The sequence below is a fragment of the Bradyrhizobium sp. HKCCYLR20261 genome, assembly GCF_051168435.1.
Classification (GTDB): Bacteria; Pseudomonadota; Alphaproteobacteria; order Rhizobiales; family Xanthobacteraceae; genus Bradyrhizobium.
On record NZ_JBNPUZ010000021.1, the window covers coordinates 41,504 to 66,133 of the forward strand.

The window sequence follows — 24,630 nt, forward strand, 5'->3', positions numbered from 1 at the left end:
CCCGATGCTGGATTGAATGGAGGATCTCGGCATGGCCGTCGACAAGCTGTTCATCAACGCGCGGCTCGACCGCGGCGCACGCCATGCGATCGCGGTCGATCAAGGCCGCATCAGCGGCTTGCTCGCGGAGACCGAGCGGCCGCAGGCGCGCGAGGTGATCGATCTCGGCGGCGCGCTGGTCGTTCCCGGCTTCGTCGAGGGCCACATCCATCTCGACACCAGCTTCTATGGCGATGCCTGGAAGCCGCACAAGCCGTGCACCAACGGCTTCGACGTGCATGAGCGGGTGACGTTCCAGGCGCAGAACATGGCCGCCGCCGCGGCGATGGACGTACGCGCCCGCAACCAGCTCGATCTCTGCATCGGCCACGGCACCACGCGGATGCGCAGCCATGTCATGGTGGACGGCTCGGTCGGTCTCAAGTCGCTCGAGACCATCCTGCGCGTGCGCGAGGAGTATCGCGACCTGATCGAGATCCAGCTCGTCGCCTTCCCCCAGAGCGGCATCATCAAGAGCCCGGGTACGCCGGAGCTGCTCGACGAGGCGATCAGGCTCGGCGCGAACGTCGTCGGCGGGCTCGATCCGGCGAGCTTCGATCGCGACGTCGAGAAGCATCTCGACGTCGTGTTCGGCGTGGCGCAGAAGCACGGCGTCGATGTCGACATTCACCTTCATGATCCAGGCATGCTCGGCCTGTTCGAACTGGAGCAGATCGCGGCGCGCGCCCGCGCACTCGGCATGCAGGGACATGTCGCGGTCAGCCATGCCTATGGGCTCGGCGACATCACGGCGGAACCACTGAAAAAGATTGCCGAGGTGCTGGCCACATCGGGCGTTGCCATCATGACCAATGCGCCGGGGGCGCGGCCCTTCCCGCCAGTGGCGCTGCTGCGCGCGGCCGGCGTCACCGTGTTCAGCGGCAACGACAACATCCGCGATAGCTGGTGGCCCTATGGCGACGGCGATCTGTTGAACCGCGCCATGATGGTCGGCTATCGCTCCGGCTTCTATGTCGACGACGAGCTGCGGGTCGCCTTCGATCTCGTCACCGCGGCCGGCGCCAAGGCCCTGCGGCTGGCGGACTACGGCCTGCAGGTCGGGGCACGCGCCGACTTCGTGACCTTGCAGGCGGAGCACGTCCCGGAAGCGGTCGTTGCCGTTCCCAAGGGGCGCTCCGTATACAAGAGCGGCCGCCTCGTCGCGCGCGACGGCCGTGTCGTCAGGCCGAGCTAGACCGGCGCTTACTGCGCCGGCTCCACCGGCGCCTGCGAGCGCGGCGGTTCGGCACGCGAGACCGTCGCGGCAGCGATCCACTGCGTCACGGCCGACAATTGCCCACCGGACTCGCGATAGGCCTGCAGCTGATAGTCGGCCGAGCTGCCGAACTGCATGATGGTGCGGCAGCGCTCCACCTCAGCCAGGCAGCCAAGCGCCTCTGCATGCTCGGCGACATCGACGATCATCCGATTCAGGATCTCCTGGCCGGTCACCGGACCGTCCTCGGTGACGAACAGGCAGTCGGTGCCATAGCGTTGCGCGCGCCATTTGTTCTCGACGGCGATCGCGCGCTCGACATTGCCGACATCGTCTGCGCGTTCCGGATGGAGGTCGAGATAGCGCGCCAGCGAGCGATAGAGGGAGGCGACCGCGACGGCGTCATCCACCGACGTGCAGACGTCGGGCGCGCGCAGCTCCAAGGTCGGATGACGCAACGACGGCCGCATCGCCCACCAGACGTGGCTCTCGTCGGGCATCACGCCCGATTTCGTCAGCGCCGCAACGTAGCGATCATAGTCGCGCTTGCTGGTGAACAGCTCCGGCAAGCCGGTGCGCGGCAGCTCGTCATAGGCCGCGAGACGATAGCCCTTCAGCCCGGTCTCGCGCGAATTCCAGAACGGCGACGACGCCGACAGCGCGATGAACACGGGGATATAGGGAATCATCGCGCGCATCACCGCGAAGCGGCGCTCAGGCTCCGGCAATTGGACGTGCACGTGCATGCCGCAGAGCATGTTGCGCTGGCCGACGATGCGCAGGTCCTCCATCATCTCAGCGTAGCGCGGCTTGGGACTCGGCTGCGAGCTGCGCCACGTCGCGGTCGGATGCGTCGAGCACGCCAAAATCGTCAGGCCGTACTGAGCGGCCACATTGGCGACCTCGCGCCTGAGAAATTTGAGCTCCTCCCGCGCGTCGCCGACGTCGACATGGACATTGCTCGCGACCTCGAGCTGCGACTGCAGCATCTCGCGCATCGCCTGTCCGCCGGTCGACCAGTTCGCCGCCTCGAACAGATCATCGGGCGTGCGGATCGTGACATCCAATGTCCGTGCATCGACCAGGAAATATTCCTCCTCGATGCCGAAGGAATATTCGGTGATGTCCTCGCCGCCGGTGGCAGAGCGGATGACCAGCCGGCGCTCGTCGTCGCTCAGACCCAGCCTGAGCCGTTCGAGAATTTTCGGATCCAATCCCATGCGATCAATCCTGTCAGACTCAAATGCCGTTTCAAATGCTGTGGGTCTGCAGCCAGGCCTCCAGCAAGGCGGCCTGCCACAGCCGTGAATGTCCCTTAGGGCTCATCTCGGCTTCGGGGTTCTGCAGCATGTGGTCAATGAAATCGCGCTGGTAGATTCCGCGTGTTCGCGCCTTCTCGCTCGTGAGCACGTCACGGACGTAGTCGAGGAACGGTCCGCGCAGGTACCGCAGCGACGGCACGGGAAAATATCCCTTCGGACGATCGATCACCTCCGCCGGAACGCAGCGGCGCGCGGCTTCCTTCAGGATGTGCTTGCCGCCATTCCTGACCTTCAGCTCGGCCGGGATGCGCGCAGCGAGCTCGACCACCTCGTGATCGAGGAACGGCACCCTGGCTTCGAGTCCGAAGGCCATCGTCATGTTGTCGACCCGCTTCACGGGATCGTCCACCATCATGATCTCGGTATCGATCTGCAGCACCTTGTCGACGGCGGACGCATTGCTGTGATCGGCAAAGAATCGCTCGACGAAAGCAAGGCTCACATCGTCGCCGACGAGATCCGGCGCGAGCAGCCGCTCGAGATCCGCATGCTTCCAGTCGAAATAGGCGTTCTGATACTGCTCGACGGGGTCGTTCGCCGAGAGGAAGCCGGGATACCAGCTGTAGCCGCCGAACACCTCGTCGGCGCCCTGCCCGCTCTGCACGACCTTGACGCGCTTGGCGACCTCCGACGACAGCAGATGAAACGCTACGGCATCATGGCTGACCATCGGCTCCGACATCGCCGCAATGGCGTGCGGCAAGGCTTCGAGCGCGCGATCGCCGCCGATCCTGATCTGCTCGTGATTGGTGCCGAAGGTCCGCGCGATCACGTCGGAATAGCGAAACTCGTCGCCGCTATGCTGATCGACAGACTCGAAGCCGATCGAGAACGTCCGGATGTCGTCATGCCCGAGCTTCGACAGCAGCGCGACCAGCAAGGATGAATCGAGACCACCGGACAGCAGAACGCCGACCGGCACGTCGGCCACGCGCCGGCGATCGACGGCAGCGGTCATGGCGTCCAAGACCGCGTCCGACCATTCCTCGTGGCTCATCGCCCGGTCGGCCGGACGCTGCTCGCCGACCTGGAATTCCCAGTACCGCTCCGAACGCTTCGTGCCATCGGGTTCGATCGTCAAAAGCGTGGCCGGCGCGAGCTTCTTGACGCCGTTGAGAATCGTCCGCGGCGCGGGGACCGCGGCGTGGAAGCTGAAATAGTGATGCAGCGCCCTGCGATCCAACGACGTATCGACGTCACCGCCCGCGATCAGCGCCGTGAGCGACGAGGCGAAGCGGAAGAAACCCGGTCCTTCGGTGTAGTACAGCGGCTTGATGCCGAGGCGATCACGCGCGATCAGCACGCGGCCGCTGTCGCGCTCCCAGAGCGCGAAGGCGAACATGCCCTTGAAGCGCTGCACGCAGGTCTTGCCCCAGGCGTGATAGGCCTTGAGGATGACCTCGGTATCCCCATCCGAGAAGAAGCGATAGCCTTTGGCCTGCAGCTCGGCGCGCAGCTCGCGAAAATTGTAGATGCAGCCGTTGAAGGCGATGCCGAGTCCCAGCGCCGCATCGATCATCGGCTGCTGCGCGGCAGCGGAGAGATCGAGGATGCTCAGGCGCCGGTGGCCGAGCGCGACGCCGCCCTGCACGAACAGTCCCGCCGCGTCAGGTCCACGCGCCTGCATGGCATCGTTCACGCGGCTCAGCGCCGCGAGCGACGGCTGGCCTGAAAACCTGATTTCACCACAAATGCCGCACATCGCGGGCCACCCAACTCCGTTGTTCTATGTACCTCCGACAACCCTCTGTGATCGCTTGTGTTCCTGGTCAAAACCGACGGCACCTGCGACAAAGAGCGGAACGATTTCCGCCGGCCGGGACGCGCGCGCGACCAGCACGTGGTCTGGCGGCACCTCGATCCAGTCCGGCTCCTTGTCATAGGGCTCCGACACGGCGATCACCTGATCGCCGTCCTTGCGGTAGTACAGCGAGTTGGCGCGATCGTTGGCGGCGAAGCGGAAGGCGTAGAGGTCATGGCCGTTCGACAGCGCAGACGTGAAGCGCAGATGCTCGCGCAGGCCGTCCTCGTTGACGAGCTGGCAGAGCGCGCGGAGCACCTTGCGAGTCGCGCCGATCGGATCCTGATCGATGCCGGCGCCGACGATCGCCAGGAAGACAGCCTCCGAATCCGTCGTGCCGAGCCGCGACGGATAGAGCGCATCCGGGATCATCGCCTCGACCTTGCGGCGCAGCCTGTTCCAACTTCCAACGAATCCGTTGTGCATGAACATCCAGCGACCGCAGGCGAACGGATGGCAATTCTGCCGCGTCACCGCCGTGCCCGTCGCCGCGCGCACATGCGCGAAGAACAGATGCGAGTGCAGGTGGCGGCAAAGATAGCGCAGATTTTCATCCGACCACGCCGGTCGTGTCTCGCGATAAAGCCCGGGCTCCGGATGATCGCCGTACCAACCGAGACCGAAGCCGTCGCCATTGGTGCCTGCCGTCGATTCGAGCGCACGAATGCTCTGCGTCACCAGCGAATGCTCTGGCTCGGTGACGTAGTGCTCGAACGAGGTCCGCTCTCCGCGGTAGGCGATCCAACGACACATCCTGCCCCTCCAGATGGATGAATGGACTTCAAGATGCGCGTCTGACGGGGCGCACTTGGCGAGGGAGGCGGAAACGCGCGAGGGCGCGCGCGAGTTCCCGCGCGCGCATCCTCGAAAACGTCGAGACCGCGTTCAACCCGTCGGGCTGGGGTTGGCGTCGTCCGGCTCCGGAAGCATGCCGGTGCCGGGCGTTTTCTCCTCATCGGTCAGATCGGGCCGTGCGTGTGGGCCTGCGGGCGGAAGCGTCTCGTCTGCTGACTGCTTTGCCCGACTGCCACCGGCCGGCTTTGGCCGATCGCCGGGCCGACGACCGGTCGTCTCTCGATCATCGTCGCTCATCGAATGTCCTGTCGGTTGAAAGTCATCAACGGCAATGTTGGACGCAACGACCAACGGGCGAACGCAAGCGCGGTTCCTGCTCACATCTTGCGCGCGACCAGCTTCATGCGCAGCTCGGAGATCGCCTCGCCGGGATTGAGCCCCTTCGGGCATGCCTTCGCGCAGTTGAGGATGGTGTGGCAGCGATAGAGCCGGAACGGGTCTTCGAGGATGTCGAGCCGCTCACCGGTGGCTTCATCGCGGCTGTCGTTGATCCAGCGCGCGGCCTGGATCAGCGCGGCGGGTCCCAGGAAGCGCTGTGAATTCCACCAGTAGCTCGGGCACGAGGTGGAGCAGCAGGCACAGAGGATGCACTCGTACAGGCCGTTCAGCTTGTCGCGGTCTTCCTCGCTCTGCCGCCACTCCTTCTGCGGCGTCGGCGTTTTCGTCTGAAGCCAGGGCTCGATGACCGAAAGCTGCGCGTAGAAATTGGTGAGGTCCGGAACCAAGTCCTTCACGACCGGCTGATGCGGCAACGGCAGCAACTGCACGGCGCCGTCATGGTCGCTCATCGACTTCGTGCAGGCGAGCGTGTTCTGGCCGTTGATGTTCATCGAGCACGAGCCGCAGATGCCCTCGCGGCAGGAGCGGCGGAAAGCGATCGTCGGATCGATGTTGTTCTTGATCCAGATCAGGCCGTCGAGCACCATCGGCCCGCAATCCGACGTGTCGACATGATAGCTGTCGATCTGCGGATTGCCGCCAACGTCTGGATTCCAGCGATAGACGCGAAATTCGCGCAGCGTGACGCTCTTCGGCTTCGGCCAGGATTTGCCCTCGATCATCGCGGAGTTCCTGGGGAGCCTGAAGTCGGCCATCATGAGCCTCCGCGGTCATTGGATCGCGACCAACCGCCCGCCTCACCGCACGTTCCTCCATTGGATGAGCGACATCGTCGCGGCGCGGCTCACCCCTCGCCGCGCTCGCGCACCAGCTTCAGCCAGGCTGCGGCAGCGGGCGACAGATAGGCGCCGCGCCGCCAGGCCATCGCCAACGTCCATTCTGTTTCGGGCTCGTCGAGCAGCACGAGGCTGATCGGCACCTGCGTGCGCTGGGTTGCGATCATGCGCGGCAGGAACGCGACTCCGAGGCCCGCGCCGGCGAGCTCAGCGATGAAGTCGATCTGTGTGCTGCGCGCCGCCACGATCGGCTCGAAGCCGTTGCGGCGGCACGCCTCGCGGAGGATGCGGTTCAGCGCGAAGCCCGCCTCGAACAGAACGAAGGGGGTCTCGCGCAGCTCAGCCAGCGTAATGGTCTCACGCTGGGCCAGCGGATGATCCACGGCGATCAGCGCCATCAACGGCTCACGGCGCACGATCTGGGCGGCGAACTCATCCGCGATCGGCGGCAGCAGACCGGCAAAATCGATGTCGCCAGCGGCGAGCAGTTCGCTGAGCCGGTCGCTGCCGTGCTCGACAAGCCGGATCTCGATGTCGGGATAGAGCTGGCGGTAGAGCGCAAACAGCGGCGCAAACAGCGTGCTCGAACCGATCGGCGGCAGGCCGAGGCGCAGCACGCCGCGCTTCAATCCTCGGAGCTCTGCAAGCTCCGCCTGCAGGTCGTCACGCTCAGCCAACAGCCGGATCGCGCGACGGTAGACGATCTCGCCGGCGGCGGTCATGCGGCTCTTGTGGCCAAGCCGGTCCAGCAACGGCAAGCCGAGTTCGTCCTCCAACTGCTTGATTGCCTTACTGACGGTCGACTGCGTAGCAAACACCACCTTGGCGGCTTGCGAAAATCCGCCCTGGCGGACGACCTCGACGAAGGTTCGGAGCGCTTTCAGTTCCATAATGGCGCACGGTATTCCATTTCGGACTTAAATTCATTCATTCAATTCATTTTGTACATGCTGCAGCGCGACATATCTTTTGCTGCAGCAAGACCACTCGGGCCACAGCCATGATGCACCGCAACATCGCCATTTCCTTTCGCCGCCTGCTTCGCCGCAACCGGCTGGTGCAGATCGGCCTGCTCGGATTGTTCTGGGCCGCGGGCGAGGCTCTGGCACGGGCCACCGGCCTGCCGCTGCCCGGCGGTATCATCGGAATGGCGCTGGCGCTCGTGCTGTTCCTGGCGGGCGGGCTGAAGGTCGCGAACATGAAGCGGGGCGCCAATTGGATGCTGGCCGAGATGCTGCTGTTCTTCGTGCCGGCCGTGTTAGCGCTGCTCGACCATCGCGAGCTGTTCGGCCTGCTCGGCCTGAAGATCTTTGCCGTGATCATCGTGAGCACCACGGCCGTGATGTGCGTGACGGCGCTGACCGTCGACCTCTGCTACCGCTGGACCGAACGTCATGACACTGCCCGTGCTGTGGCGTGAGCCGCTGGTCCAGGCTGCGGTCTGGTCACTGGCGACGATCCTGCTCTATCTGCTGGCGAAGCGCGTACACCGGCGCTGGCCGCGCTGGTGGCTGATGCCGCTCGCGGTCGCACCGGCGCTCCTGATGATCGCGGCGCTGGCGCTCAACGTCTCCTACCGCGACTATATCCGCGGCACGCATTGGCTGGTGGCGCTGCTCGGGCCTGCCACCGTCGCCTTCGCCGTGCCGATCTATGAGCAGCGCGCGCTGATCCGGCGCCGCTGGCCGCTGCTGCTCGCCGGGATGATCGCGGGCAGTCTGACCGCGGTCGCCACCAGCTGGGCGCTGGCCTATATGCTCGGCATCGACGGCGAGTTGCGGCTGAGCCTGTTGCCGCGTTCGATGAGCACGCCGTTCGCGATGGAGGTCTCCGGCGAGATCGGCGGCAGTCCCGACCTCACCGCCGTGTTCGTCGTGCTCACCGGCATCATCGGCGCCGCCGTCGGCGACATCGTGCTGGCACGGCTGCCGCTGCGCTCGACGCTCGCCAAGGGCGCGCTGTTCGGCGTCGGCGCACACGGCGCCGGCACGGCGCGGGCGCATCAGATCGGCCGCGAGGAAGGCGCGATCGCCGGCCTCGTGATGGTGCTGGTCGGGCTGATGAACGTGGCGCTGGCGCCGCTGATCATTCAGCTCATGAAGTAGCGATTTCAGCGCCGCGCCAGCGAGCCGATCCAGTTGCTGATCTCGGTCTGGCGCAGCCCATCGTTTGCGACGTCCTGGTCGAGCCCGAGTCGCCAGAGCAGATCGCGCCGCGCCCGGTCGTGATGCAAGGCCGCGAGATCGGCGGCATAGCGTTCGAGTTCGGCCATGTCGGCGAAGAAGCCCTCGTCGACCAGCGGCTGGCCGATGCGTCTGATGACCCAGGCGACGTCCTGCAGGCTGAATTCCGGGTGATACTGTACGCCCCAGAACCGGCCGCGGCCGCTGCGGATCTCCGCGGCCTGCACTTCGCTGAAGGCATTGCGCGCCGTCACCGTCGCATCCGGCGGCAGCGTCGTCACGATGTCGCTATGGATCGCCGGCGCATCGAACACCTCGTTGCGCGCCGCGTGCAACGGATGACCGCGGCCCGCCTCGGTCAGCATGATCTTGCGGGCAAAGGCCACCTCGCGGCCGGCCGGATTGAGCGAGACTTGCCCACCGGACGCAACCGTCGCGAGCTGCAGCCCCCAGCATGAGCCGAACATCGGCACGCCCTGCGCGAAGATCGTTCGCACCAGCTCGATCTGGCGCAGGGCCTCCGGCTCACGCTGATAGATGTTGAGCGCCGAGCCGGTGATGACGATGCCCTGATAGGCGTCGATCGGCTGCGGCATCGTCGCATCGGCATCGGCCGGCGTGGCGATGTCGACCACGGCATCGGGCGCAAGCGCGCGCAGCACGGCGGCATAGCTCTGCGACGGCGTATGTCCGGCGATCTCCGCCCAGCGGCGACGGCCGACGAGCGAGTTGCCTTCGAGGACGAGTAGTCTCAGCACGCCATCAATCTCCGAGTTCTCATCGCTCGCGTCGCCTTACTGCTGGTCCAGGACCCCGCGCAAGAACTGCGCGCTCCGCTCCCGGACCTCGGGGCGGTTCAGGATGGTATGGACGTCGGCATCGATCACCATCACCTCCGCTTTCGGATCATCCTTGAGCGCCGACGCGCACGAGCCGGTCACGGCGCGGTCCTTGTTCCAGGGATTGGCCGCCGAAAAGTACGGATCGCGCGCCGAGATCGCATTCAGCACCGGCTCCTTCGGCCCGATGCCGAGCCGCGGCGCGGTGACGAAGTAGTTGTCCTCGCAGGACCAGGAATAGATCAGCCGCGCGGCGACATCCTTGCCGGCGTAGCGGCCGACCGCCACCGAGCCCTCGCTGGTGCCGCCGATCACGACGCGCTGACGGTCGACCCAGCTCCAGTCGCGCGCGGACTTCAGCGCATTCTCCAACTCGGCCAGCCGCAAGGCGTGGACGCGCTCATAGGTCGCGACATCGATAGGGGACGTGTAGGTCAGCCGGTCGGGGATCGCGAGACTGTCGGGCGCGACGGAAGCCGCGCCGAGCTCGTCGGCCAGCCAGACCTGAAACTCCTTGATCGCCGGCGCCACCCCGCTCGAGCCGTGCATCACGACAACGAGCGGCGCGATCCCGATCACGTCCGGCGCATCCTCGGCATGCCCTTCCCAGCGCCGTCCGCCCGCCAACACCGCCGGCAGCACGAGATTGGCCTTCGCCCAGGTCAGCGCGAGGTTCTCGGGCGATGGCTCCAGCATGGTGCCCTTGGTGTCCCCGGGCTTGTCGGCGGCGAGGACGGTCGTGGCGAGCAGCAGCGAGACCGCCGCGAGCGACCAGCCCAATAAGATCCTCATCGATCCTGACCCCAAGCGACGAACGAACACGGAAAGATTCAAAGCTGCCGCGCCCACTTCAATCTCATGACCCGAGGCAACGGACAAGCGGCACCACCGAACATCCGGCATGCCGCAACTGCCGGTCCCCGCCTTAGCCAGGTCCAGGTATCGGCGCGGGACATCTCGCTTGGGAGCCCGATTCTGCCTTAACGCGCGACCATGATGGGTCTTAGGATACGGCGTGGGAGCGACTATCGCATTGGCTTGACGGGATTCGAGATGGACAAGATTCGAAGATCGATGTTGAAGATCATCGCGGTGATGATGCTGCTTGCGGTGAGCGAGGCGTCTGCACAGCAACGTCCGTCCGACGGGCGGGCCGCTTCCGCCAGCAATGAGAAGGCCGTCGTCGTGCTGGCCGCAGATCTGCGTGAGCTGACGTCCCTGAGAGACGTGGACCATGTGGGTGACGTGTTCTTTCGGAGGGTCGATCGGTCGCAAGGCCGCGCCAGCGATGACTATGACCTGGCGCTTCGCGGCGCGGTTGCGGCAGACTGGAAACGCGTATTCGGCCGTGGCGACGACAATCGCGCGCCGCGCGTGTTTGCCGTCGAGCCGGGCACCTACTACATCGAGAAAATCAATATCGGTGGTGGTCCGACCACAAGAGGGCCTGGCCTGGACCCGCAGACGCGCACACCCCGCTTCGGCAGTTTCAGCATACGAGCGGGCGAAGTCATCAATCTTGGCCGTCTCGTGGTCCACATGCATTGGGACAAAGGATTTTTCTCGGCCAAGGTCGAAGACAATTCCGCTGACGCCGTGCAGGCTCTCGGCGCGTCCAATCCACAAGCCGCAGCCCGGCTTCGGACGCGCCTCATGAGCGTCGTTCCCCAATTTGCATTCCAAAGCGGAGGTGGCCGGTTCTGAGCCAGGGCCTCCGCTTCTCCCATCAACGCCGACGCCTGCGGCGTACGCAATGGATGTGATGGCACGGGGTGATTGCATCGTGAATTCCGTTGATCGGTGAAGCAACTCTCGCAACGGGCGCCGCGAGCGCCCCGCCGCAACCGCGAACGAGATGTAGCCTGGGTTGGTCCGAGGGTGCCGCAGCTGGCGCCTGCACGTGCTCGTCTGCGAAGCCTTCGATCTCCGCCGGCAAGAGGGTCGAAAGCGTCGCCCTCAAGCCTCGGAGGACAACGAGCATGGCACGAGACGGAAGCCGCCAGCGAAATCGCTTCGGCAACCCGGACGCACGACCATCCGCTCGCATCCGGCGGCCACCTTGATCCAATGCCGATGCGGTGTCGCCGAACGGCAGCATCACGCGGAGCGGCTGTTCCGAGGGACCGGTTGCAATCAACATCTTGCGCATGCGTCTCACCTTCGTGTCGTGGCGGCCGAAGCATCGGCCGCGTTCGATACGACCATTGCGCCGAGCGCGGTGACGGCGAGCTGTTGCCGGATGTCAGCCAGATGTCAGCTCGCCGCCGCATTTGTTCCAGTCCTACTGCCGCGTGGCGCGCGGAGCTTCGCGCTTCAACTGCTCCAGCGCCTCCGGCATCATGCGGCCGAACATCGAGCTCAGCATCGCCGTCGGGATCAGGCCGGAGTTGCCGCTCTCCTGCCCCGGCCCGCCGGACATCAGGAATTGCGGCACCAACGGCTGGTTGATCCGCGTCAGCGCCTCCGCGAACTTCGCGAAGTTCTGCTCGGCCAGCCTGAACTCCGGCCCGCCATAGGCATCGACCGCGAGCTTGGTCGCCTGCGCGTTGGCCGCACCGACCGCGAGCGCGCGATCGGCCTCGCCCTGGCCTTCGAGCCGCGACTGCTCGCCGACCGCGGCTGCCGTCACCTTGCGGGTCTCGGCATCCTTCTGCGCGCGGGCGAGCGCAGCGGCGCCCTCGTTCTCGTTGACGCGGATCTGGATCAGCGACTGCGTCAACGCGGCCTGTGCCGCAGCCGTCGCCTTGGCCTCGTTGAGCGTGCGCTCCTGGATCGCGGCCTTCTCCTGTTCCTGGAAGGTCTCGACCTGCTCGCGTGCGACCTGGCGCATGCGCAGCTGGATCAGGATGTTCTCGATCGTCTGGTCGCCCGGCGCCGCGCGCGGCGTGCCGATCAAGACCTCCTGCAGCTCGAGCGAATAGCCCTCGAACTTCACCTTCATCTCGGCCGCGGATTCCTCCTGGATGGCGGCGCGGTTCTGCAACAGCTCGATCAGCGTCATCTTCTGCGCGACGTTCTTGAAGAACGCCGAGACCATCGGGTCGAGCGTCTGCTCGACCAGCTTCTTCACGTCGCCGAAGCGCTGGATGATCATCGGGGCCTTCTTGTAGTCGATGTGCATCACCACCGAGAGCGGCAGGGTCGGCTCGAACGCGTCCTTGGTGATCAGCGAGATCTCCGACAGGTTCTCGTCGAGCTTCATCGCGCCGACCTCGCCACGCACCCATTTGAGGATGAAGTTGACGGTCGGGATGATCTCGATCTTGCCGGCATAGGTGTTGAACGCGTATTTGCCGGGCAGCAGCGGATCCTTCCAGACGCCGCGGCCGCCATTCGAGACGAGTTCGCCATGACGATAGGTCTCGCCGGAGACGTCGGCCATGCGCGGCCCCGTGTAGAAGACGACGACGCCGACATTGCCGACCGGAATGATCGTCTTCGGCACGTTCTCCACGGTGGCGAACAGGCGGTTGATGTACCAGGTGCCCTCGACGATGACCTGCAGCTGACGGCCGCGATGGCCGCCGGCGGCGAGGAATTTCTCGGGCTCCTGGAAATTGTTGTGAAAGGTCGCGTCGTCCCGCAGCTCGGTGCCGACCTCCGGCGCAATGATCTCGCCGGGAGGCAGCGAGGGGCCGTCATGCACGGTGACAATGCCGACGAGATCATGATCGGCCGCCAGGATCACGGGCGTAAAGCCCCAGCGCTCGGCGATCGTCAGCTGCATGGCGTCGAGCACCACACGCTCCTGATCGCTCAGCGCGTGGCCATAGACGCGTTCGTCGGTGATGATCGCAAACTGCGTCGTGTTGATCGCGTAGGTGCCTTCGCGCAAAATCTTGCGCTGGGGGCCCTTCTGGCCGCCGGCCAAAAGAAAGCGGCGCGCATCCTGGAAGTCGCTGTTGTCCTCGCTGTCGTTGGCGCCCAGCACCTGCGAGGCGCCGAGCGGCGCGCCGTCGCGGGCAAACACATAGGCGATCTTGCCCTGGCCGACCGTCACGAGATCGGAGGTGTGGATGCGGTACATGAAGGGAAAGAACAGGTGCAGGCCGCCGCGCAGCACCTCCGGCTCGAAGCCGGCCTCGCCGTTCAGCGCAATGAAACCGTCGGCGACGGAGCCGCGGATGCTCCACAGTTTCTCGACGATGCCGACCTGGTTGTTCGGGATGTAGCGGATGACGTTGGAAAGCTTCAGCAGTGCAAGCAACGCAATGATCGCCCCGGCCGCGAGGGCCGGCTGGACCAGAGTGGTGATGTCCATGAGGGGTCTCCAAGTCGCGCAGGGCCGGGGCGGCTGCTGCCGCCGCGCTGTCACCGCGCGCGATCATGCCGATCGATGTCGGCGGGCGAGAAGCTAGACCTCTTGCGGATTTTTCAAAGACCACCGTCGCCGAAATATTTCGCCTCCCAACGTTGAACCTGCGCCGCGATGCCGCGACTCAGTCGCCTTTCATTCGCTCTCGTACCAAGGCGATCAGCTCCGGCTCGTCGAACCCCGCGGCGGTCATCGCCGCGCCCGCCGCCATCAGATCGTGGTGCGGAAGATTGGTGCGCATGCCCACGGTGACGATGCCCGCCCTCGTCGCCGCTGTGATGCCAGCGCGAGAATCCTCGAACGCGATTGCATCTTCCGGCGCGGCATCGACCGCGCGCAGGCCCTCGAGGTAGGGTAGCGGGTGCGGCTTGCCGTGGGGCAGCTCGTCGCCAATGATGACGGCGCGAAAGCGCTTCGCGATGCCGAGCCCGGCAAGGATCATCTCGGCATTGGCGCGCGGTGCGTTGGTCACCGCTGCGACGGGAATCCCTTCCGCGTCCGCCAAGTCGAGCAGCGCCATCAGTCCCGGCAGCGGCTGCACCTCGCCGGCGGCGAGACGACGAAACACCGCCTCCTTTTCCGCCATGATTTCGACGCGCCGCTCCGGCGGCTCACCGGGAAGAAACTCCGCCCCGATCGACGCGTTGGAGCGTCCGAGGAGTTCGCGTGCCGCCCGTGGACGGTCGAACACGTGGCCGCGCGGCCCGAACACCGCGTTGAACGCCTCGATATGCAACGCATCGGTGTCGGCAAGCGTGCCGTCGATGTCGAACAGCAACGCCTGTTGCCGTCTCTTGATAACGCCTCGCATCAGCAAATTGACCTCAACTCATCCGGATATTGTCGCGATCTGATCCAACTCTCGACCAGAGCGGCTGTCGTTATTCCCTAAACGGCGTGAAACCGCGACGGGGGAAATTGCGATGATCGGCCAGTTGAAAGCAGTGCCTGCCTCGACGTCGACCAGCCTTAGAGCCAGCCTTGGTGCTGCAGCGCTGATCTCGCTGCTGTCGCTTACGACGTCCGGCGCCGCGGAAGCCAGCACGGACATGGTCAACGGCCAGTACTGCAACGATCTCTGCAAGGCCTACATGTCCTGGTCCAATCGCGTGCTCGCCACCACCCAGCCGCTCTATGCGCGGCCGCAGGTGCGGGTCGCAGTACCGCAGTCCACGACGCCGAAGAAGATGGAGCGGGCCGAGAAGCTCGACAAGCCGGAGCGCGCGGCGCCGAAGCCGCACCGGCCGGCCAACCTCAACTCCTTCGCCCAGCTGCCCGCCGGCAGCCATGCCGCGCAATCGGCCATGGAGCCGCCGCCAAGCGACCTCGCCGCGGCGGACGAGCCCGCCGGCACCGCGATGGGACGTCCGTTCGCAGCAGACCCGCTGCCGCATTCGGCGATCGCCGACATGCGCCGCGCGACCGATGCCGCCGGCCTGCGGATGGTCTCGATGACCGAGCCCGGCGCCGGGCCTACGACGGTCGGCGAGGCCGGCGGGAGTCAGCGCTCCCGGATGCCCTCGCTCTGGATCCTGCTCGCGGTCGGCGCGCTGATCGCCTATTTCGGCCATGGCTGGCTGAAGCGCCGGAACGCCCTCGCCGGGCCGATCGACTGAGCCACAAGGCCGCCGGCGCAACGCCGCGGGAACCATTCCGGACAATTTGATCATCCGCTGGAGGCTGCGACAGGCGGCTCGGTTGAACTGGCAAGCCCCTTTCTCTATGCCTGGGCGATGAACATCGCCCTCACCACCCCGCCCCTGAGCGCTCCCTCCTTGAGTTCCTGGCCGCGCCACCGCGCCGACCTCAAGCCCGCGCCGTTCCTGCCGATGAGCCGGAAGGAAATGGACGCGCTCGGCTGGGACGTCTGCGACATCGTGCTGGTGACCGGCGACGCCTATGTCGACCATCCCTCGTTCGGCATGGCGATCATCGGCCGGCTGCTCGAGGCCCAGGGCTTTCGCGTCGGCATCATCTCGCAGCCCGACTGGCACTCGGCCGAGCCGTTCAAGGCGCTCGGCCGTCCGCGCGTGTTCTTCGGCGTCACCGGCGGCAACATGGACTCCATGGTCAACCGCTACACCGCGGATCGCCGCATCCGCAGCGACGACGCCTACACGCCGAACGGCGAAGGCGGCAAGCGGCCGGACCGCTGCACGCTGGTCTATGCGCAGCGCTGCCGCGAGGCGTTCAAGGACGTGCCGGTCGTGCTCGGCGGCATCGAGGCCTCGCTGCGCCGGATCGCGCATTACGACTACTGGTCCGACAAGGTGCGGCGCTCGGTGCTGGCCGACGCCAAGGCCGACATCCTGATCTACGGCAATGCCGAGCGCGCCGTGATCGAGGTCGCGCACCGCATCGCCGGCCGCGAAGCGCCGAAGGACATCCAGTCCGTCCGTGGCACCGCGCTGTTCCGGAAGGTGCCCGAGGGCTACGTCGAGCTGCACGCCGACGATCTCGACTCCGCCGACGAAGGTGCCGCGCGCGAAAAGGGCGACGTCGTCATCCGGCTGCCGTCCTGCGAGCAGGTCGAGGCCGACAAGGAAGCTTACGCCCGCGCCTCGCGCGTGCTCCACCGCGAGAGCAATCCCGGCAATGCGCGCCCGCTGGTGCAGCGCCATGGCGACCGCGACCTCTGGCTCAACCCGCCGCCGATCCCGCTGACCATGGCGGAGATGGACAGCGTCTACGACCTGCCCTACGCCCGCGCGCCGCATCCGTCCTACGGCGATGCCAAGATTCCGGCGTGGGACATGATCAAGTTCTCGGTCACGATCATGCGCGGCTGCTTCGGCGGCTGCACCTTCTGCTCGATCACCGAGCATGAGGGGCGCATCATCCAGAGCCGCTCGGAAGGCTCGATCCTGCAGGAGATCGAGCGCATCCGCGACAAGACGCCGGGCTTCACCGGCGTGATCTCCGACATCGGCGGCCCCACCGCCAACATGTACCGCATGGCGTGCAAGGACCCGAAGGTCGAGGCCGCATGCCGCAGGCCAAGCTGCGTCTTCCCGGAGATCTGCCCGAACCTCAACACCTCGCATGACGATCTCATCCGTCTCTATCGCAAGGTGCGCGAGGTCCAGGGCGTCAAGCGCGTGATGGTCGCCTCGGGCGTGCGCTACGACCTCGCAGTCGAGAGCCCCGCCTACATCAAGGAGCTCGTCACGCATCATGTCGGCGGCTATCTGAAGATCGCGCCGGAGCATACCGAGCGCGGCCCGCTCGACAAGATGATGAAGCCGGGCATCGGCACCTATCATCGCTTCAAGCAGATGTTCGACGCGGCTGCCGCGCAGGCGGGGAAGAAGTACTACCTGATCCCGTACTTCATCGCGGCGCATCCCGGCACGTCCGACGAGGACATGATGAACCTCGCGCTGTGGCTGAAGAAGAACCGCTACCGCGCCGATCAGGTGCAGACGTTCCTGCCGTCGCCGATGGCCACCGCCACCGCGATGTACCACACCGGCGTCAATCCCTTGCGCGGCGTCCGCCATGGCGCCAGCGACAAGGTCGAGGCGATCAAGGGCCTCAAGCAGCGGCGGCTGCACAAGGCGTTCCTGCGCTATCACGACCCCGACAATTGGCCGGTGCTGCGCGACGCGCTCCGCGCCATGGGCCGCGCCGATTTGATCGGCTCGCGCCCGGACCAGCTGGTGCCGGCACATCAGCCGCCGGGCACGGGCAAGGCCGCCGTGACGCGGCGGCCGGTGAGGCCCGAGCAGCGGCCGCAGCGGTTCACGACCAAGGGCGTGAAGATCAGGAAGTAGTTGGTAGAGCGCGTACATAGAGCTTGGGCTCGGGCCCGCACGCGCCTCGTTCTCCGCTGTCGTCCCGGGCTTGACCCGGGACCCATAACCACCGGCAGTTTTGTTGGGCACGACTTGAGTCACTTGCCTGCCTCACACACCCGCCGGTGATTATGGGTCCCGGCTCAAGGCCGGGACGACACTGAGTTTGTGGTAGCGCCGTTCCAACTCACAGGCGCGATGCGCATAGCTCGTGCACCTCCGCCGCCATCCAACTGCACGATTTTGCAAACAGCCCACCGCAGCCCCGCGGCGCATCCGCGCCCGGGTCATGCTGCCGACATCGCCCTCGAAAACTGAGAGGGCGCGGGGAAGACCGGACCTCGACTGAGGCCCGTGGCCCGCCTGCGGAAAAAAATGCAGGCGGCAGGTACCACGGTTCAGCCGGACGACCCGGCCTTCCCCGCGCGGCTGGTTTTAACGGCTGCTTCGCGATCTCCCTGGGGACCGGGCTTGTTTGCCCCCATCACCGCCGAGACGCGTTTCCGCATCATCGACCGGCTTGACCTCAGCATCGGGAGGCCAGGACCACGCGACTTGACCGTACGCACCAGGCTCGCTCGCCGGCCCGCTTGCGCAAAGGCCCCAAGCCCGACACGTCCACCGCTCCCCGCTTGCTACGCTCCGTGACGATCGGCCGAAACGCCCCTCTTCATCGCGAACGGGATGGCCGAGAGCATCGACCTGATTTGCCCGACGACACAAGCCGGTGAGCGTGTGACAAACTGGCTCGACGGGCAGTTGGCGCATGAGAGGGATGCGGAGAGTGCCCGTCGGGCTGGGAATGGCGTTCTGTGAGCAGCTTCGCGGGCAATTGCGCAGCCCAATCACCCGTCATATATTTGTTGGTCACAGACCGAAGGACTGCACGATGCCACCGACCACCTTGACCGTGCATGTCGATGCAAGCGTCAATGAGCGCCTCGAACGGTTGGCCAAACGCACGGGCCGAAGCCGAGACATCGTTGCGGCCGAGCTGATCAATAGCTCTCTCGATGTCGATGTCTATGAGTGGCAGGTAGAGGGCATCCAGCAAGCCATCTCATCCCTGGATCGGGGCGAGGGCATTTCACATCACGAGGTCAAGGACTGGGTGGCCTCCTGGGGAACGCAAGCCGAGAAGCCGGCCCCTGGCAACACGACCAAGGCTGCCTCCAAAAGACCATGACCCCGATCTGGTCTCCTGAGGCGGTCGCCGATCTCGTCGCCTTGAGAGCTTTTATCGCGCAAGACGATCCGGCTGCGGCTCAGCGCGTCGCCCTCCATATCCTTCGAAACGTCGAGACACTGCTGGCCAATCGCCCGCAAATGGGACGGCCAGGGCGCGTTCATGGCACGCGTGAGCTCGTCATCCCGAAGACGCCCTCATCGTGGCGTATCGACTCTCCGGTGATACGATCCAAATCCTACGCGTTCTTCACAGCGCGCGGCGTTGGCCTGAATCTCTTTGAGTCGCATGCCGCTCGCCGCTCCCGCCAGTTAGATGTCCGACGCGGCGGTTCGTATGAAGCTGGAGCCGACACAAGTGTCCGGGTCTTCGATGCTCGGGGGTGGCTCGGTGCAGACGAGTGCGAATGTCGGCAAGGCCGTCGTCAGTCAGCATAGGTTCAATCTCATACGTGCTTTTGCAAACGACAGAAGGCACGCAAAAAGCTAGCAGCTCGGGTCCCCGCTGGCCCAGCGGTAGATCCTGCTGCTGAGCGGCCCCGCGCCCAGCGGATTGCTGACCTTGATGGTGACGCGTGAACCGGAGCCGGACTTTTCGATGCGCGCGGCGACGAAGTAGTTCATCCGGATCCCATAGCTACCTGCGACCAGGCGGAACTCCGCAAAGCCGCGGTCGCGGTGCAACTCGCCTTCGGCTTCGATCTGTCCCCCGCCCGGGTTGGCCGGATTGCCAAAGACCCGGACCGGCGGATTACAGCTCTTGCCGGCCTCCATCAGGCGGCGGTAGATTTCCTCGTAGCTTTCGGAAAAGCTTCTGCTGTCGGCGACGTCGCGCGAGTTCAGGCCCTCCGGCGACGCCGCGCATCCACCGAGCATGGCCATGGCGGACGCCGTCAGCGCCGCCCGCAAAGTGAACTTCATCCCCATCGATGCCCCCCAACGCCCACGATCGCCTCGCCCCAGAGGCATCATCATCATGATCCGGCCACGGAACAAATACGCGACAAGAGAGGACACGTGCAACACGCGATGCCACGCGAAGCGTCCGGGCAGCCGCTTTTTGCGACGTCTGAAGTGACGCGGCAAAAGCCAACCGGGATTCGGTATGCAGTTCAGCACTGCTACGGCTTTCCCTGTCGCCCAGGCGATCGAATTCGCGCCGGCGGACGGCCTCCCTGCCCAGGTGAAATTCGCCGCACAGCCTGCTATACACACCATGTCTACGGAGAGCGCAGATGCCGACCGTCTCTTTTGAGTTCGAAGCCGCACCAGACATGGAAGACCGCTTGCAACGGCTTGCCGAGGCGCGCCGGCTTTCGCCGGATGCCCTGATACGCGAGGCGATCGAGCAATATGTGGATCGCGAGGAACGCCAAGCGGGTTTTCGGCAGGACGCGGCGGCTGCATGGAACGATTATCAGGTCACGGGACAGCACGTCACGGGGGAGGAAGCCGATGCGTGGCTCGCATGCCTCGAGGCTGGTGAGGACACCGATCCGCCCTCGCCCCACAGCTGACGGATGACAAAGGTCGTCTGGACGCCTGCAGCACTGCGCGACGTAAGACGCCTCCACGCATTCCTGGTTTCGAAAAGCCCCGCTGCGGCCCAGCGGGCGGCGCGCGCCATCCGCGCCGGAACGGCAGCGCTCCGAGACCATCCGCAACTGGGTCGCCAAGTCAAAGAGATGCCGCCGGAGTTTCGGGAGCGACACGTGCCGTTTGGAAACAGCGGTTACGTCATTCTCTACCGATACGACGGTCAGCAGGCAACGATCCTCGCCGTTCGGCACAGCCGCGAAGCCGGCTACTGAATGGGGCAAACAGGCATTGCGTCCGTGAGGCTGGGACCGTGAAACCCTGGGCTCTGCATCTGCTCGCCGCCGTCGCCGCCCTCACCTTCTTCGGGCTGGCCGGTCTGGCTTATGCGACGGTCTCCTTCATGATCGATTTCGCCGCTTGCACCATCGTCGAGGAGCGGTCGATTCCGTCGCTAATCAGTTCGCCGTGATGTTGTGCAGGTGCAGAGCCATCATCGCATCGTAGTGGGAGTTGCTGGCGTAGGGGTCGTGCAGCGCGGCCTCGTGCATCATGCCGTTGGCATGCGTCGTCGTGCCGGCATCGGTGCCATTGAGTGCAGCCGCATCGGCCTGGGCGTTGGCCAGCACCTGGGCGGCGCCGGCGGCATCGCCGAGCTTGGTGAGGCTCGCCGCCGTCTCGGCGGCGACGGCGGAGGCAATCGCGGCGGCCTGCGCCGGCGTCTGCAGCGGCGCGGCGACGCCGCGCGCCTGCGGCAGCTCGGCCAGCAGCGCCGCGGTGTCGGGCGTGGTGATGTTGTAGCCGAGCGTCTCCAGCACGACGAGATCGATCGGCGACAGCGTCTGCGACGTGGTGGGATTGTAGAACTCGTTGAGGGGATCGCGGGCGCCCTGGATGCCGGTGTTGAGGAAGTCGGCCGGGTCCGACATCTGGCCGTAATCGGCGATCTTCGTCACGCCGCCGTCGAGCGAGAAATAGGCGGGCGGGCCGGACGCGATGTTGTTGTTGATCAGGTGCTGGCCGGGCCTGGTGAAATCGAACAGGTCGAAGATGTCGAGATTGCCCGGCGACGGCACGCGCCCGAGCGCGTGCGACAGCTCGTGCAGGGCGACGCCGACCAGCGACTGCGTCGGGATATCCGTGTTGAAGACGGCGAAGCCGTCCTCGGTGGTCGTATCGTTCGGGTCGATCAGGCCGAGCACCTTGGCCTGCGCATTGGCGACGAACACCTGGGAATGGCCCTGCACGGCGCGTGTGGTCGGCAGATTGTCGAACACGGTGTCGCCGGCTGCAGCGTGATCCTGCAGATCGGTGCGGAGCTGCGTATAGTTGGCGAGCACGCCGTTGCTGACATTGGCGCCGGCGCCGCCGCCGGTGCCGGCGAAGTCGATGGCCAGGTTGATCGTCGCCTCGTCGGTGATCGCCGACGACAGGATCGCCGCCGCCTGCTCGACGCCGGCGCGAAAACTCTCGGGCGCGGCGGCTGCGGCGGCATCGAAGGTGAGGTTGAAGGTGAGCCCGCCGGTGTGCACCGAGACCGTCTCCGAGCCGTCGGCATGAACCACGGGATCGGAGACCGCGCCGGCCGGGAGCGTAAACGGTGTCGCGGCAGCCTGCGTGGGCGTCGTCATCTTCGCCGCGGCCGCCGGATCTGACATCATCAGGGAATCGGAGCTCAATCCGAGCTGGTCATAGGTCAGCTTGTTCATCAGACGGACTCCTCAACCGTTGCCTCGGATCTCCAGCTGCGAGGCGCTCGCAGGCGGGGACCATCGTCGGCAAGTGCGAGAAAAGTCTGACGCTGACGGAACCTCTTCGGGGCAGCCGCGCCATGGTTTGGATGCAGGCGGGCCGCTCCGCCATGCTCCTGCCGCGCTGGTCACGCGCGACGAAAGCAGGCAAGCTGGCGCAGGCATTCGCCACAGATTCAGCCATCCTCCTTCCATCGAGAGCTTCCCATGAAGATGCGCCCGCTCGGCCGCTCCGGCCTCAACGTTCCGCCCCTCTGCTTCGGCTGCAACGTGTTCGGATGGACCGTCGACGAAGCGGCCTCGTTCCGCCTGCTCGACAAGGTGCTCGAGTCCGGACTCACCTTCCTCGACACGGCCGACGTCTATTCGCGCTGGGTGCCCGGCCACACCGGCGGCGAGTCCGAGACCATCATCGGCAAATGGATGAAGCAGCGCGGCAACCGCGCTCATGTCATCCTCGCCACCAAGGTCGGCATGGACATGGGCGACGGCAAGGTCGGGCTGAAGGCCGACTACATCGCCCGAGCCGTGGAAGACTCGTTGCGCCGGCTGCAGACCGAATTCATCGATCTCTATCAGTCGCACAAGGACGACGAGAGCACGCCTCAGGAGGAGACGCTCGCCGCCTACGACAGACTGATCAAGGCGGGCAAGGTGCGCGTCATCGGCGCCTCCAACTTCTCGGCCGAGCGGCTGCAGGCGGCGCTCGACGTCGCCAAGGCCAACAACCTGCCGCGCTATGAGAGCCTACAGCCGGACTACAGCCTCGCGGAGCGTTCGGTCTATGAAGGCGCGCTGCAGCGCGTGTGCGAGCAGAACGAGGTCGGCGTCATCACCTTCTTCTCGCTTGCCGCCGGTTTCCTCACCGGCAAGTACCGGTCGGATGCGGATTTCGGCAAGAGCCCGCGCGGCCAGCGCGGCATTCCGAAATACATGAACGAGCGCGGCATGCGCATCCTCGCGGCGCTCGATGCCGTCGCTGCCGAGACGGGCGCGCAGCAGGCCTCGGTCGCGCTGGCCTGGCTGCTCGCCAAGCCCTCCGTCACCGCGCCGATCGCGAGCGCGACCAAGCCGGAGCATGTCGATACGCTGGTGGCGGCGACGCAGCTCACGCTGACAGCGGATCAAGTAGCCCGGCTCGACGCCGCGAGCGCCTGAGCCGGCGGCACGCCGGTTCGCCATGATGTGGCGCCGGCACCGCGTCATTTCCACACGCTGCGCGGCGACATGCGATCTCGCACGCTTTGTAGTCGCAAGCCCGGCGCCATTGGTGCCGGGCTTTGCCCATGATCGCAACTGATACGGCCCACCGCGATCGCAATTCCAGCCCAGGAAAGGAGCAGGCCGGGCCATTATGCGGCATATCGCGCGCTGCCACGTCGCGGACAAATTTAGGCCGGGATCGATCTGCACGGTCGAACACATAAGCTGAATGACGCGGGGAAACGTTCGGTGAGTTGTGTTGCGCGCGCCGTCGCCGGCGCATCGGTCTTTGTATTCGTCCTTTCATCTCTCGTGCTGCCGGTCAAAACCGCCTGGGCTCAGCAAGCCCAGCGCGCGGGCGCAGGCACGGTCGGCACGCTGCCGGAGCGCGAAGCGCTGAACTCCGGCACCGTCACCGTCATCACCGCGCCGATCGGCGGGCCGATGTCGGTGATGGGCTCCGACATGGCGGCGGTGCTCGACGAGGGCGAGAGCCTGCGGGTGCTGCCGATCCTCGGCAAGGGGTCGGCGCAGAACCTCATCGACATCATCATGTTGAAGAACATCGACATGGGCTTCGTCGCCACCGATGCGCTGGAATTCGTCAAGACGGAATACAACATTCCCGACATCGCCCAGCGCGTGCGCTACATCGCGCAGCTGTTCCACAACGACGTTCACATCGTTGCGCGGCGCGAGATCCGGTCGCTGGAGGATCTCAACGGCCGGCGCGTGTTCGCCGAACGCTCGATCGGCCTGCCGGCGGCGCGCACGATCTTCCGCCGCCTCGGCATCCGCGCCGACATCGATTTCCAGACCGACCCGACCGGAGGTTTGCAGAAGCTGATCGACGGCCAGGGCGATGCCTGGATCGCCTCGGTGTCCAAGGACGCGCCGATCATCAAGAGCATCAAGAACGAAGGCGGCCGGCTGCATCTCCTGACGATCCCCTACGACCGCGCGCTGCAGGACGTCTATCTGCCGTCGTCGTTCTCGTCGGAGGAGTATCCGAACCTGGTGCCGCCCGGCAGCAAGGTCGAGACGGTGGCCGCGTCCACGGTGCTGATGGTCTACAACTGGCCTGAGAACAGCGAGCGTTATCGCCGCACCGCGCGGTTTGTCGAGGCGCTGTTCGGCAAGATCGAGGTGCTGCAATCGCCGCCGCGACACCCGAAATGGCGCGACACCGTGCTGTCGGCGCCAGTGCAGGGACTGGTCCGCTTCAAGGCGGCGCAGGAATGGCTGGAGGGCGCCCGTGCCATGCAGTCGCCAGCGCCGGAGGGCAGCCCGGCGGAATTCCGCAAATTCATCGACGAGCGCAAGGCCCAGGCGCGGATGTCGACGGACGAGGCGGCGAAGCTGTACAGCGACTTCCTGAAATGGCAGCGCAGCCGCGAGGCGCGCTGAGCCGGCCCA

The 24,630-nt window shown here is 65.7% G+C and carries 24 protein-coding genes; 13 read left to right on the forward strand and 11 right to left on the reverse strand.

From position 1 onward, the window contains the following. Positions 1-31: 31 nt before the first annotated feature. On the forward strand, positions 32-1,234 hold the full coding sequence (locus ACQR1L_RS31260) for an amidohydrolase family protein (RefSeq protein ID WP_434861762.1): 1,203 nt from the start codon (positions 32-34) through the stop codon (positions 1,232-1,234). Positions 1,235-1,242: 8 nt separating this feature from the next. Here the strand turns inward: ACQR1L_RS31260 and ACQR1L_RS31265 are convergent, their stop codons facing one another. The 5 genes from ACQR1L_RS31265 to ACQR1L_RS31285 all read right to left on the reverse strand — a co-directional run bounded on the left by ACQR1L_RS31265 (position 1,243) and on the right by ACQR1L_RS31285 (position 7,298). Then, a complete protein-coding gene (locus ACQR1L_RS31265; RefSeq protein WP_434861763.1) occupies positions 1,243-2,475 on the reverse strand; it encodes a carboxylate-amine ligase in 1,233 nt (410 codons plus the stop codon). 31 nt (positions 2,476-2,506) lie between these two features. Further along, positions 2,507-4,279: an N-acetylglutaminylglutamine amidotransferase gene (locus ACQR1L_RS31270; RefSeq protein ID WP_434861764.1), complete on the reverse strand. Its 1,773-nt coding sequence runs from the start codon at positions 4,277-4,279 to the stop codon at positions 2,507-2,509. A gap of 24 nt (positions 4,280-4,303) precedes the next feature. Further along, on the reverse strand, positions 4,304-5,131 hold the full coding sequence (locus ACQR1L_RS31275) for a class II glutamine amidotransferase (protein WP_434861765.1): 828 nt from the start codon (positions 5,129-5,131) through the stop codon (positions 4,304-4,306). Between the two features lie 419 nt (positions 5,132-5,550). Further along, positions 5,551-6,327, reverse strand: coding sequence for a succinate dehydrogenase iron-sulfur subunit (locus ACQR1L_RS31280; RefSeq protein ID WP_434861766.1), 777 nt, complete (start codon positions 6,325-6,327; stop codon positions 5,551-5,553). A gap of 89 nt (positions 6,328-6,416) precedes the next feature. Next, complete coding sequence (locus tag ACQR1L_RS31285; protein WP_434861767.1) at positions 6,417-7,298, reverse strand: LysR family transcriptional regulator; 882 nt, start codon at positions 7,296-7,298, stop codon at positions 6,417-6,419. A 110-nt stretch (positions 7,299-7,408) separates the two neighbouring features. On the opposite strand from ACQR1L_RS31285, the gene ACQR1L_RS31290 reads away from it, so the two are divergent. Both ACQR1L_RS31290 and ACQR1L_RS31295 read left to right on the forward strand, forming a co-directional pair. Next, complete coding sequence (locus tag ACQR1L_RS31290) at positions 7,409-7,828, forward strand: CidA/LrgA family protein (protein WP_434861768.1); 420 nt, start codon at positions 7,409-7,411, stop codon at positions 7,826-7,828. Beyond that, entirely contained in the window at positions 7,803-8,513 is a 711-nt protein-coding gene (locus tag ACQR1L_RS31295; protein WP_434861769.1) for an LrgB family protein, read from the forward strand. The genes ACQR1L_RS31290 and ACQR1L_RS31295 overlap by 26 nt, the downstream gene beginning before the upstream one ends. 5 nt (positions 8,514-8,518) lie before the next feature. Here ACQR1L_RS31295 and ACQR1L_RS31300 read toward each other — a convergent pair whose 3' ends face one another. Beyond that, positions 8,519-9,349 (reverse strand): type 1 glutamine amidotransferase, encoded by an 831-nt coding sequence (locus ACQR1L_RS31300; protein WP_434861770.1) that lies wholly within the window; start codon positions 9,347-9,349, stop codon positions 8,519-8,521. 36 nt (positions 9,350-9,385) lie between these two features. Next, the gene (locus ACQR1L_RS31305) at positions 9,386-10,222 is read right to left on the reverse strand and encodes a hypothetical protein (protein ID WP_434861771.1); all 837 of its coding nucleotides are present in this window, start codon (positions 10,220-10,222) and stop codon (positions 9,386-9,388) included. A 261-nt stretch (positions 10,223-10,483) separates the two neighbouring features. Between ACQR1L_RS31305 and ACQR1L_RS31310 the strand changes: the two genes are divergently transcribed. Beyond that, positions 10,484-11,134 (forward strand): hypothetical protein, encoded by a 651-nt coding sequence (locus ACQR1L_RS31310; RefSeq protein WP_434861772.1) that lies wholly within the window; start codon positions 10,484-10,486, stop codon positions 11,132-11,134. A 577-nt stretch (positions 11,135-11,711) separates the two neighbouring features. On the opposite strand, the gene ACQR1L_RS31315 is transcribed toward ACQR1L_RS31310, so the two are convergent. Continuing rightward, positions 11,712-13,691, reverse strand: coding sequence for an SPFH domain-containing protein (locus tag ACQR1L_RS31315; protein ID WP_434861773.1), 1,980 nt, complete (start codon positions 13,689-13,691; stop codon positions 11,712-11,714). 178 nt (positions 13,692-13,869) lie between these two features. Next, a complete protein-coding gene (locus ACQR1L_RS31320) occupies positions 13,870-14,562 on the reverse strand; it encodes an HAD family hydrolase (RefSeq protein ID WP_434861774.1) in 693 nt (230 codons plus the stop codon). A 106-nt stretch (positions 14,563-14,668) separates the two neighbouring features. Here ACQR1L_RS31320 and ACQR1L_RS31325 point away from each other — a divergent pair, with 106 nt between their 5' ends. The 4 genes from ACQR1L_RS31325 (at position 14,669) to ACQR1L_RS31340 (ending at position 19,162) form a co-directional block, all read left to right on the forward strand. Continuing rightward, positions 14,669-15,361 (forward strand): hypothetical protein, encoded by a 693-nt coding sequence (locus ACQR1L_RS31325; protein WP_434861775.1) that lies wholly within the window; start codon positions 14,669-14,671, stop codon positions 15,359-15,361. A 117-nt stretch (positions 15,362-15,478) separates the two neighbouring features. Next, the gene (locus tag ACQR1L_RS31330) at positions 15,479-17,518 is read left to right on the forward strand and encodes a YgiQ family radical SAM protein (RefSeq protein WP_434861776.1); all 2,040 of its coding nucleotides are present in this window, start codon (positions 15,479-15,481) and stop codon (positions 17,516-17,518) included. 910 nt (positions 17,519-18,428) lie between these two features. Next, complete coding sequence (locus ACQR1L_RS31335; RefSeq protein ID WP_434861777.1) at positions 18,429-18,725, forward strand: CopG family ribbon-helix-helix protein; 297 nt, start codon at positions 18,429-18,431, stop codon at positions 18,723-18,725. Beyond that, positions 18,722-19,162: a type II toxin-antitoxin system RelE/ParE family toxin gene (locus tag ACQR1L_RS31340; protein ID WP_434861778.1), complete on the forward strand. Its 441-nt coding sequence runs from the start codon at positions 18,722-18,724 to the stop codon at positions 19,160-19,162. Before ACQR1L_RS31335 ends, ACQR1L_RS31340 begins: the two co-directional genes overlap by 4 nt. A gap of 48 nt (positions 19,163-19,210) precedes the next feature. Here the strand turns inward: ACQR1L_RS31340 and ACQR1L_RS31345 are convergent, their stop codons facing one another. After that, entirely contained in the window at positions 19,211-19,651 is a 441-nt protein-coding gene (locus tag ACQR1L_RS31345; RefSeq protein WP_434861779.1) for a hypothetical protein, read from the reverse strand. 308 nt (positions 19,652-19,959) lie between these two features. Between ACQR1L_RS31345 and ACQR1L_RS31350 the strand changes: the two genes are divergently transcribed. The 3 genes from ACQR1L_RS31350 to ACQR1L_RS31360 are packed head-to-tail and all read left to right on the forward strand — an operon-like array spanning position 19,960 to position 20,732. Next, on the forward strand, positions 19,960-20,241 hold the full coding sequence (locus ACQR1L_RS31350) for a CopG family ribbon-helix-helix protein (protein ID WP_434861780.1): 282 nt from the start codon (positions 19,960-19,962) through the stop codon (positions 20,239-20,241). A 3-nt stretch (positions 20,242-20,244) separates the two neighbouring features. After that, positions 20,245-20,535, forward strand: a complete 291-nt coding sequence (locus ACQR1L_RS31355; RefSeq protein WP_434861781.1) for a type II toxin-antitoxin system RelE/ParE family toxin — start codon at positions 20,245-20,247, stop codon at positions 20,533-20,535. Between the two features lie 38 nt (positions 20,536-20,573). Then, a complete protein-coding gene (locus tag ACQR1L_RS31360) occupies positions 20,574-20,732 on the forward strand; it encodes a hypothetical protein (RefSeq protein WP_434861782.1) in 159 nt (52 codons plus the stop codon). On the opposite strand, the gene ACQR1L_RS31365 is transcribed toward ACQR1L_RS31360, so the two are convergent. After that, positions 20,719-21,969, reverse strand: coding sequence for an NF038122 family metalloprotease (locus tag ACQR1L_RS31365; protein ID WP_434861783.1), 1,251 nt, complete (start codon positions 21,967-21,969; stop codon positions 20,719-20,721). The genes ACQR1L_RS31360 and ACQR1L_RS31365 overlap by 14 nt on opposite strands. Before the next feature lie 249 nt (positions 21,970-22,218). Here ACQR1L_RS31365 and ACQR1L_RS31370 point away from each other — a divergent pair, with 249 nt between their 5' ends. Beyond that, the gene (locus ACQR1L_RS31370) at positions 22,219-23,169 is read left to right on the forward strand and encodes an aldo/keto reductase (protein WP_434861784.1); all 951 of its coding nucleotides are present in this window, start codon (positions 22,219-22,221) and stop codon (positions 23,167-23,169) included. Between the two features lie 357 nt (positions 23,170-23,526). Beyond that, positions 23,527-24,621 (forward strand): TAXI family TRAP transporter solute-binding subunit, encoded by a 1,095-nt coding sequence (locus tag ACQR1L_RS31375; RefSeq protein ID WP_434861785.1) that lies wholly within the window; start codon positions 23,527-23,529, stop codon positions 24,619-24,621. Positions 24,622-24,630 lie beyond the last annotated feature (9 nt).

What these genes read in the sequence shown, in the direction of transcription:
- ACQR1L_RS31330 (WP_434861776.1), top strand. Translation starts at nt 15,479, where the DNA reads ATGAACATCGCCCTCACCACCCCGCCCCTGAGCGCTCCCTCCTTGAGT.
- ACQR1L_RS31305 (WP_434861771.1), bottom strand. Translation starts at nt 10,222, where the DNA reads ATGAGGATCTTATTGGGCTGGTCGCTCGCGGCGGTCTCGCTGCTGCTC.
- ACQR1L_RS31365 (WP_434861783.1), bottom strand. Translation starts at nt 21,969, where the DNA reads ATGAACAAGCTGACCTATGACCAGCTCGGATTGAGCTCCGATTCCCTG.
- ACQR1L_RS31275 (WP_434861765.1), bottom strand. Translation starts at nt 5,131, where the DNA reads ATGTGTCGTTGGATCGCCTACCGCGGAGAGCGGACCTCGTTCGAGCAC.
- ACQR1L_RS31310 (WP_434861772.1), top strand. Translation starts at nt 10,484, where the DNA reads ATGGACAAGATTCGAAGATCGATGTTGAAGATCATCGCGGTGATGATG.
- ACQR1L_RS31285 (WP_434861767.1), bottom strand. Translation starts at nt 7,298, where the DNA reads ATGGAACTGAAAGCGCTCCGAACCTTCGTCGAGGTCGTCCGCCAGGGC.
- ACQR1L_RS31280 (WP_434861766.1), bottom strand. Translation starts at nt 6,327, where the DNA reads ATGGCCGACTTCAGGCTCCCCAGGAACTCCGCGATGATCGAGGGCAAA.
- ACQR1L_RS31335 (WP_434861777.1), top strand. Translation starts at nt 18,429, where the DNA reads ATGCCACCGACCACCTTGACCGTGCATGTCGATGCAAGCGTCAATGAG.
- ACQR1L_RS31270 (WP_434861764.1), bottom strand. Translation starts at nt 4,279, where the DNA reads ATGTGCGGCATTTGTGGTGAAATCAGGTTTTCAGGCCAGCCGTCGCTC.
- ACQR1L_RS31345 (WP_434861779.1), bottom strand. Translation starts at nt 19,651, where the DNA reads ATGGGGATGAAGTTCACTTTGCGGGCGGCGCTGACGGCGTCCGCCATG.
- ACQR1L_RS31265 (WP_434861763.1), bottom strand. Translation starts at nt 2,475, where the DNA reads ATGGGATTGGATCCGAAAATTCTCGAACGGCTCAGGCTGGGTCTGAGC.
- ACQR1L_RS31295 (WP_434861769.1), top strand. Translation starts at nt 7,803, where the DNA reads ATGACACTGCCCGTGCTGTGGCGTGAGCCGCTGGTCCAGGCTGCGGTC.
- ACQR1L_RS31370 (WP_434861784.1), top strand. Translation starts at nt 22,219, where the DNA reads ATGAAGATGCGCCCGCTCGGCCGCTCCGGCCTCAACGTTCCGCCCCTC.
- ACQR1L_RS31340 (WP_434861778.1), top strand. Translation starts at nt 18,722, where the DNA reads ATGACCCCGATCTGGTCTCCTGAGGCGGTCGCCGATCTCGTCGCCTTG.
- ACQR1L_RS31290 (WP_434861768.1), top strand. Translation starts at nt 7,409, where the DNA reads ATGATGCACCGCAACATCGCCATTTCCTTTCGCCGCCTGCTTCGCCGC.
- ACQR1L_RS31260 (WP_434861762.1), top strand. Translation starts at nt 32, where the DNA reads ATGGCCGTCGACAAGCTGTTCATCAACGCGCGGCTCGACCGCGGCGCA.
- ACQR1L_RS31350 (WP_434861780.1), top strand. Translation starts at nt 19,960, where the DNA reads ATGCCGACCGTCTCTTTTGAGTTCGAAGCCGCACCAGACATGGAAGAC.
- ACQR1L_RS31355 (WP_434861781.1), top strand. Translation starts at nt 20,245, where the DNA reads ATGACAAAGGTCGTCTGGACGCCTGCAGCACTGCGCGACGTAAGACGC.
- ACQR1L_RS31315 (WP_434861773.1), bottom strand. Translation starts at nt 13,691, where the DNA reads ATGGACATCACCACTCTGGTCCAGCCGGCCCTCGCGGCCGGGGCGATC.
- ACQR1L_RS31325 (WP_434861775.1), top strand. Translation starts at nt 14,669, where the DNA reads ATGATCGGCCAGTTGAAAGCAGTGCCTGCCTCGACGTCGACCAGCCTT.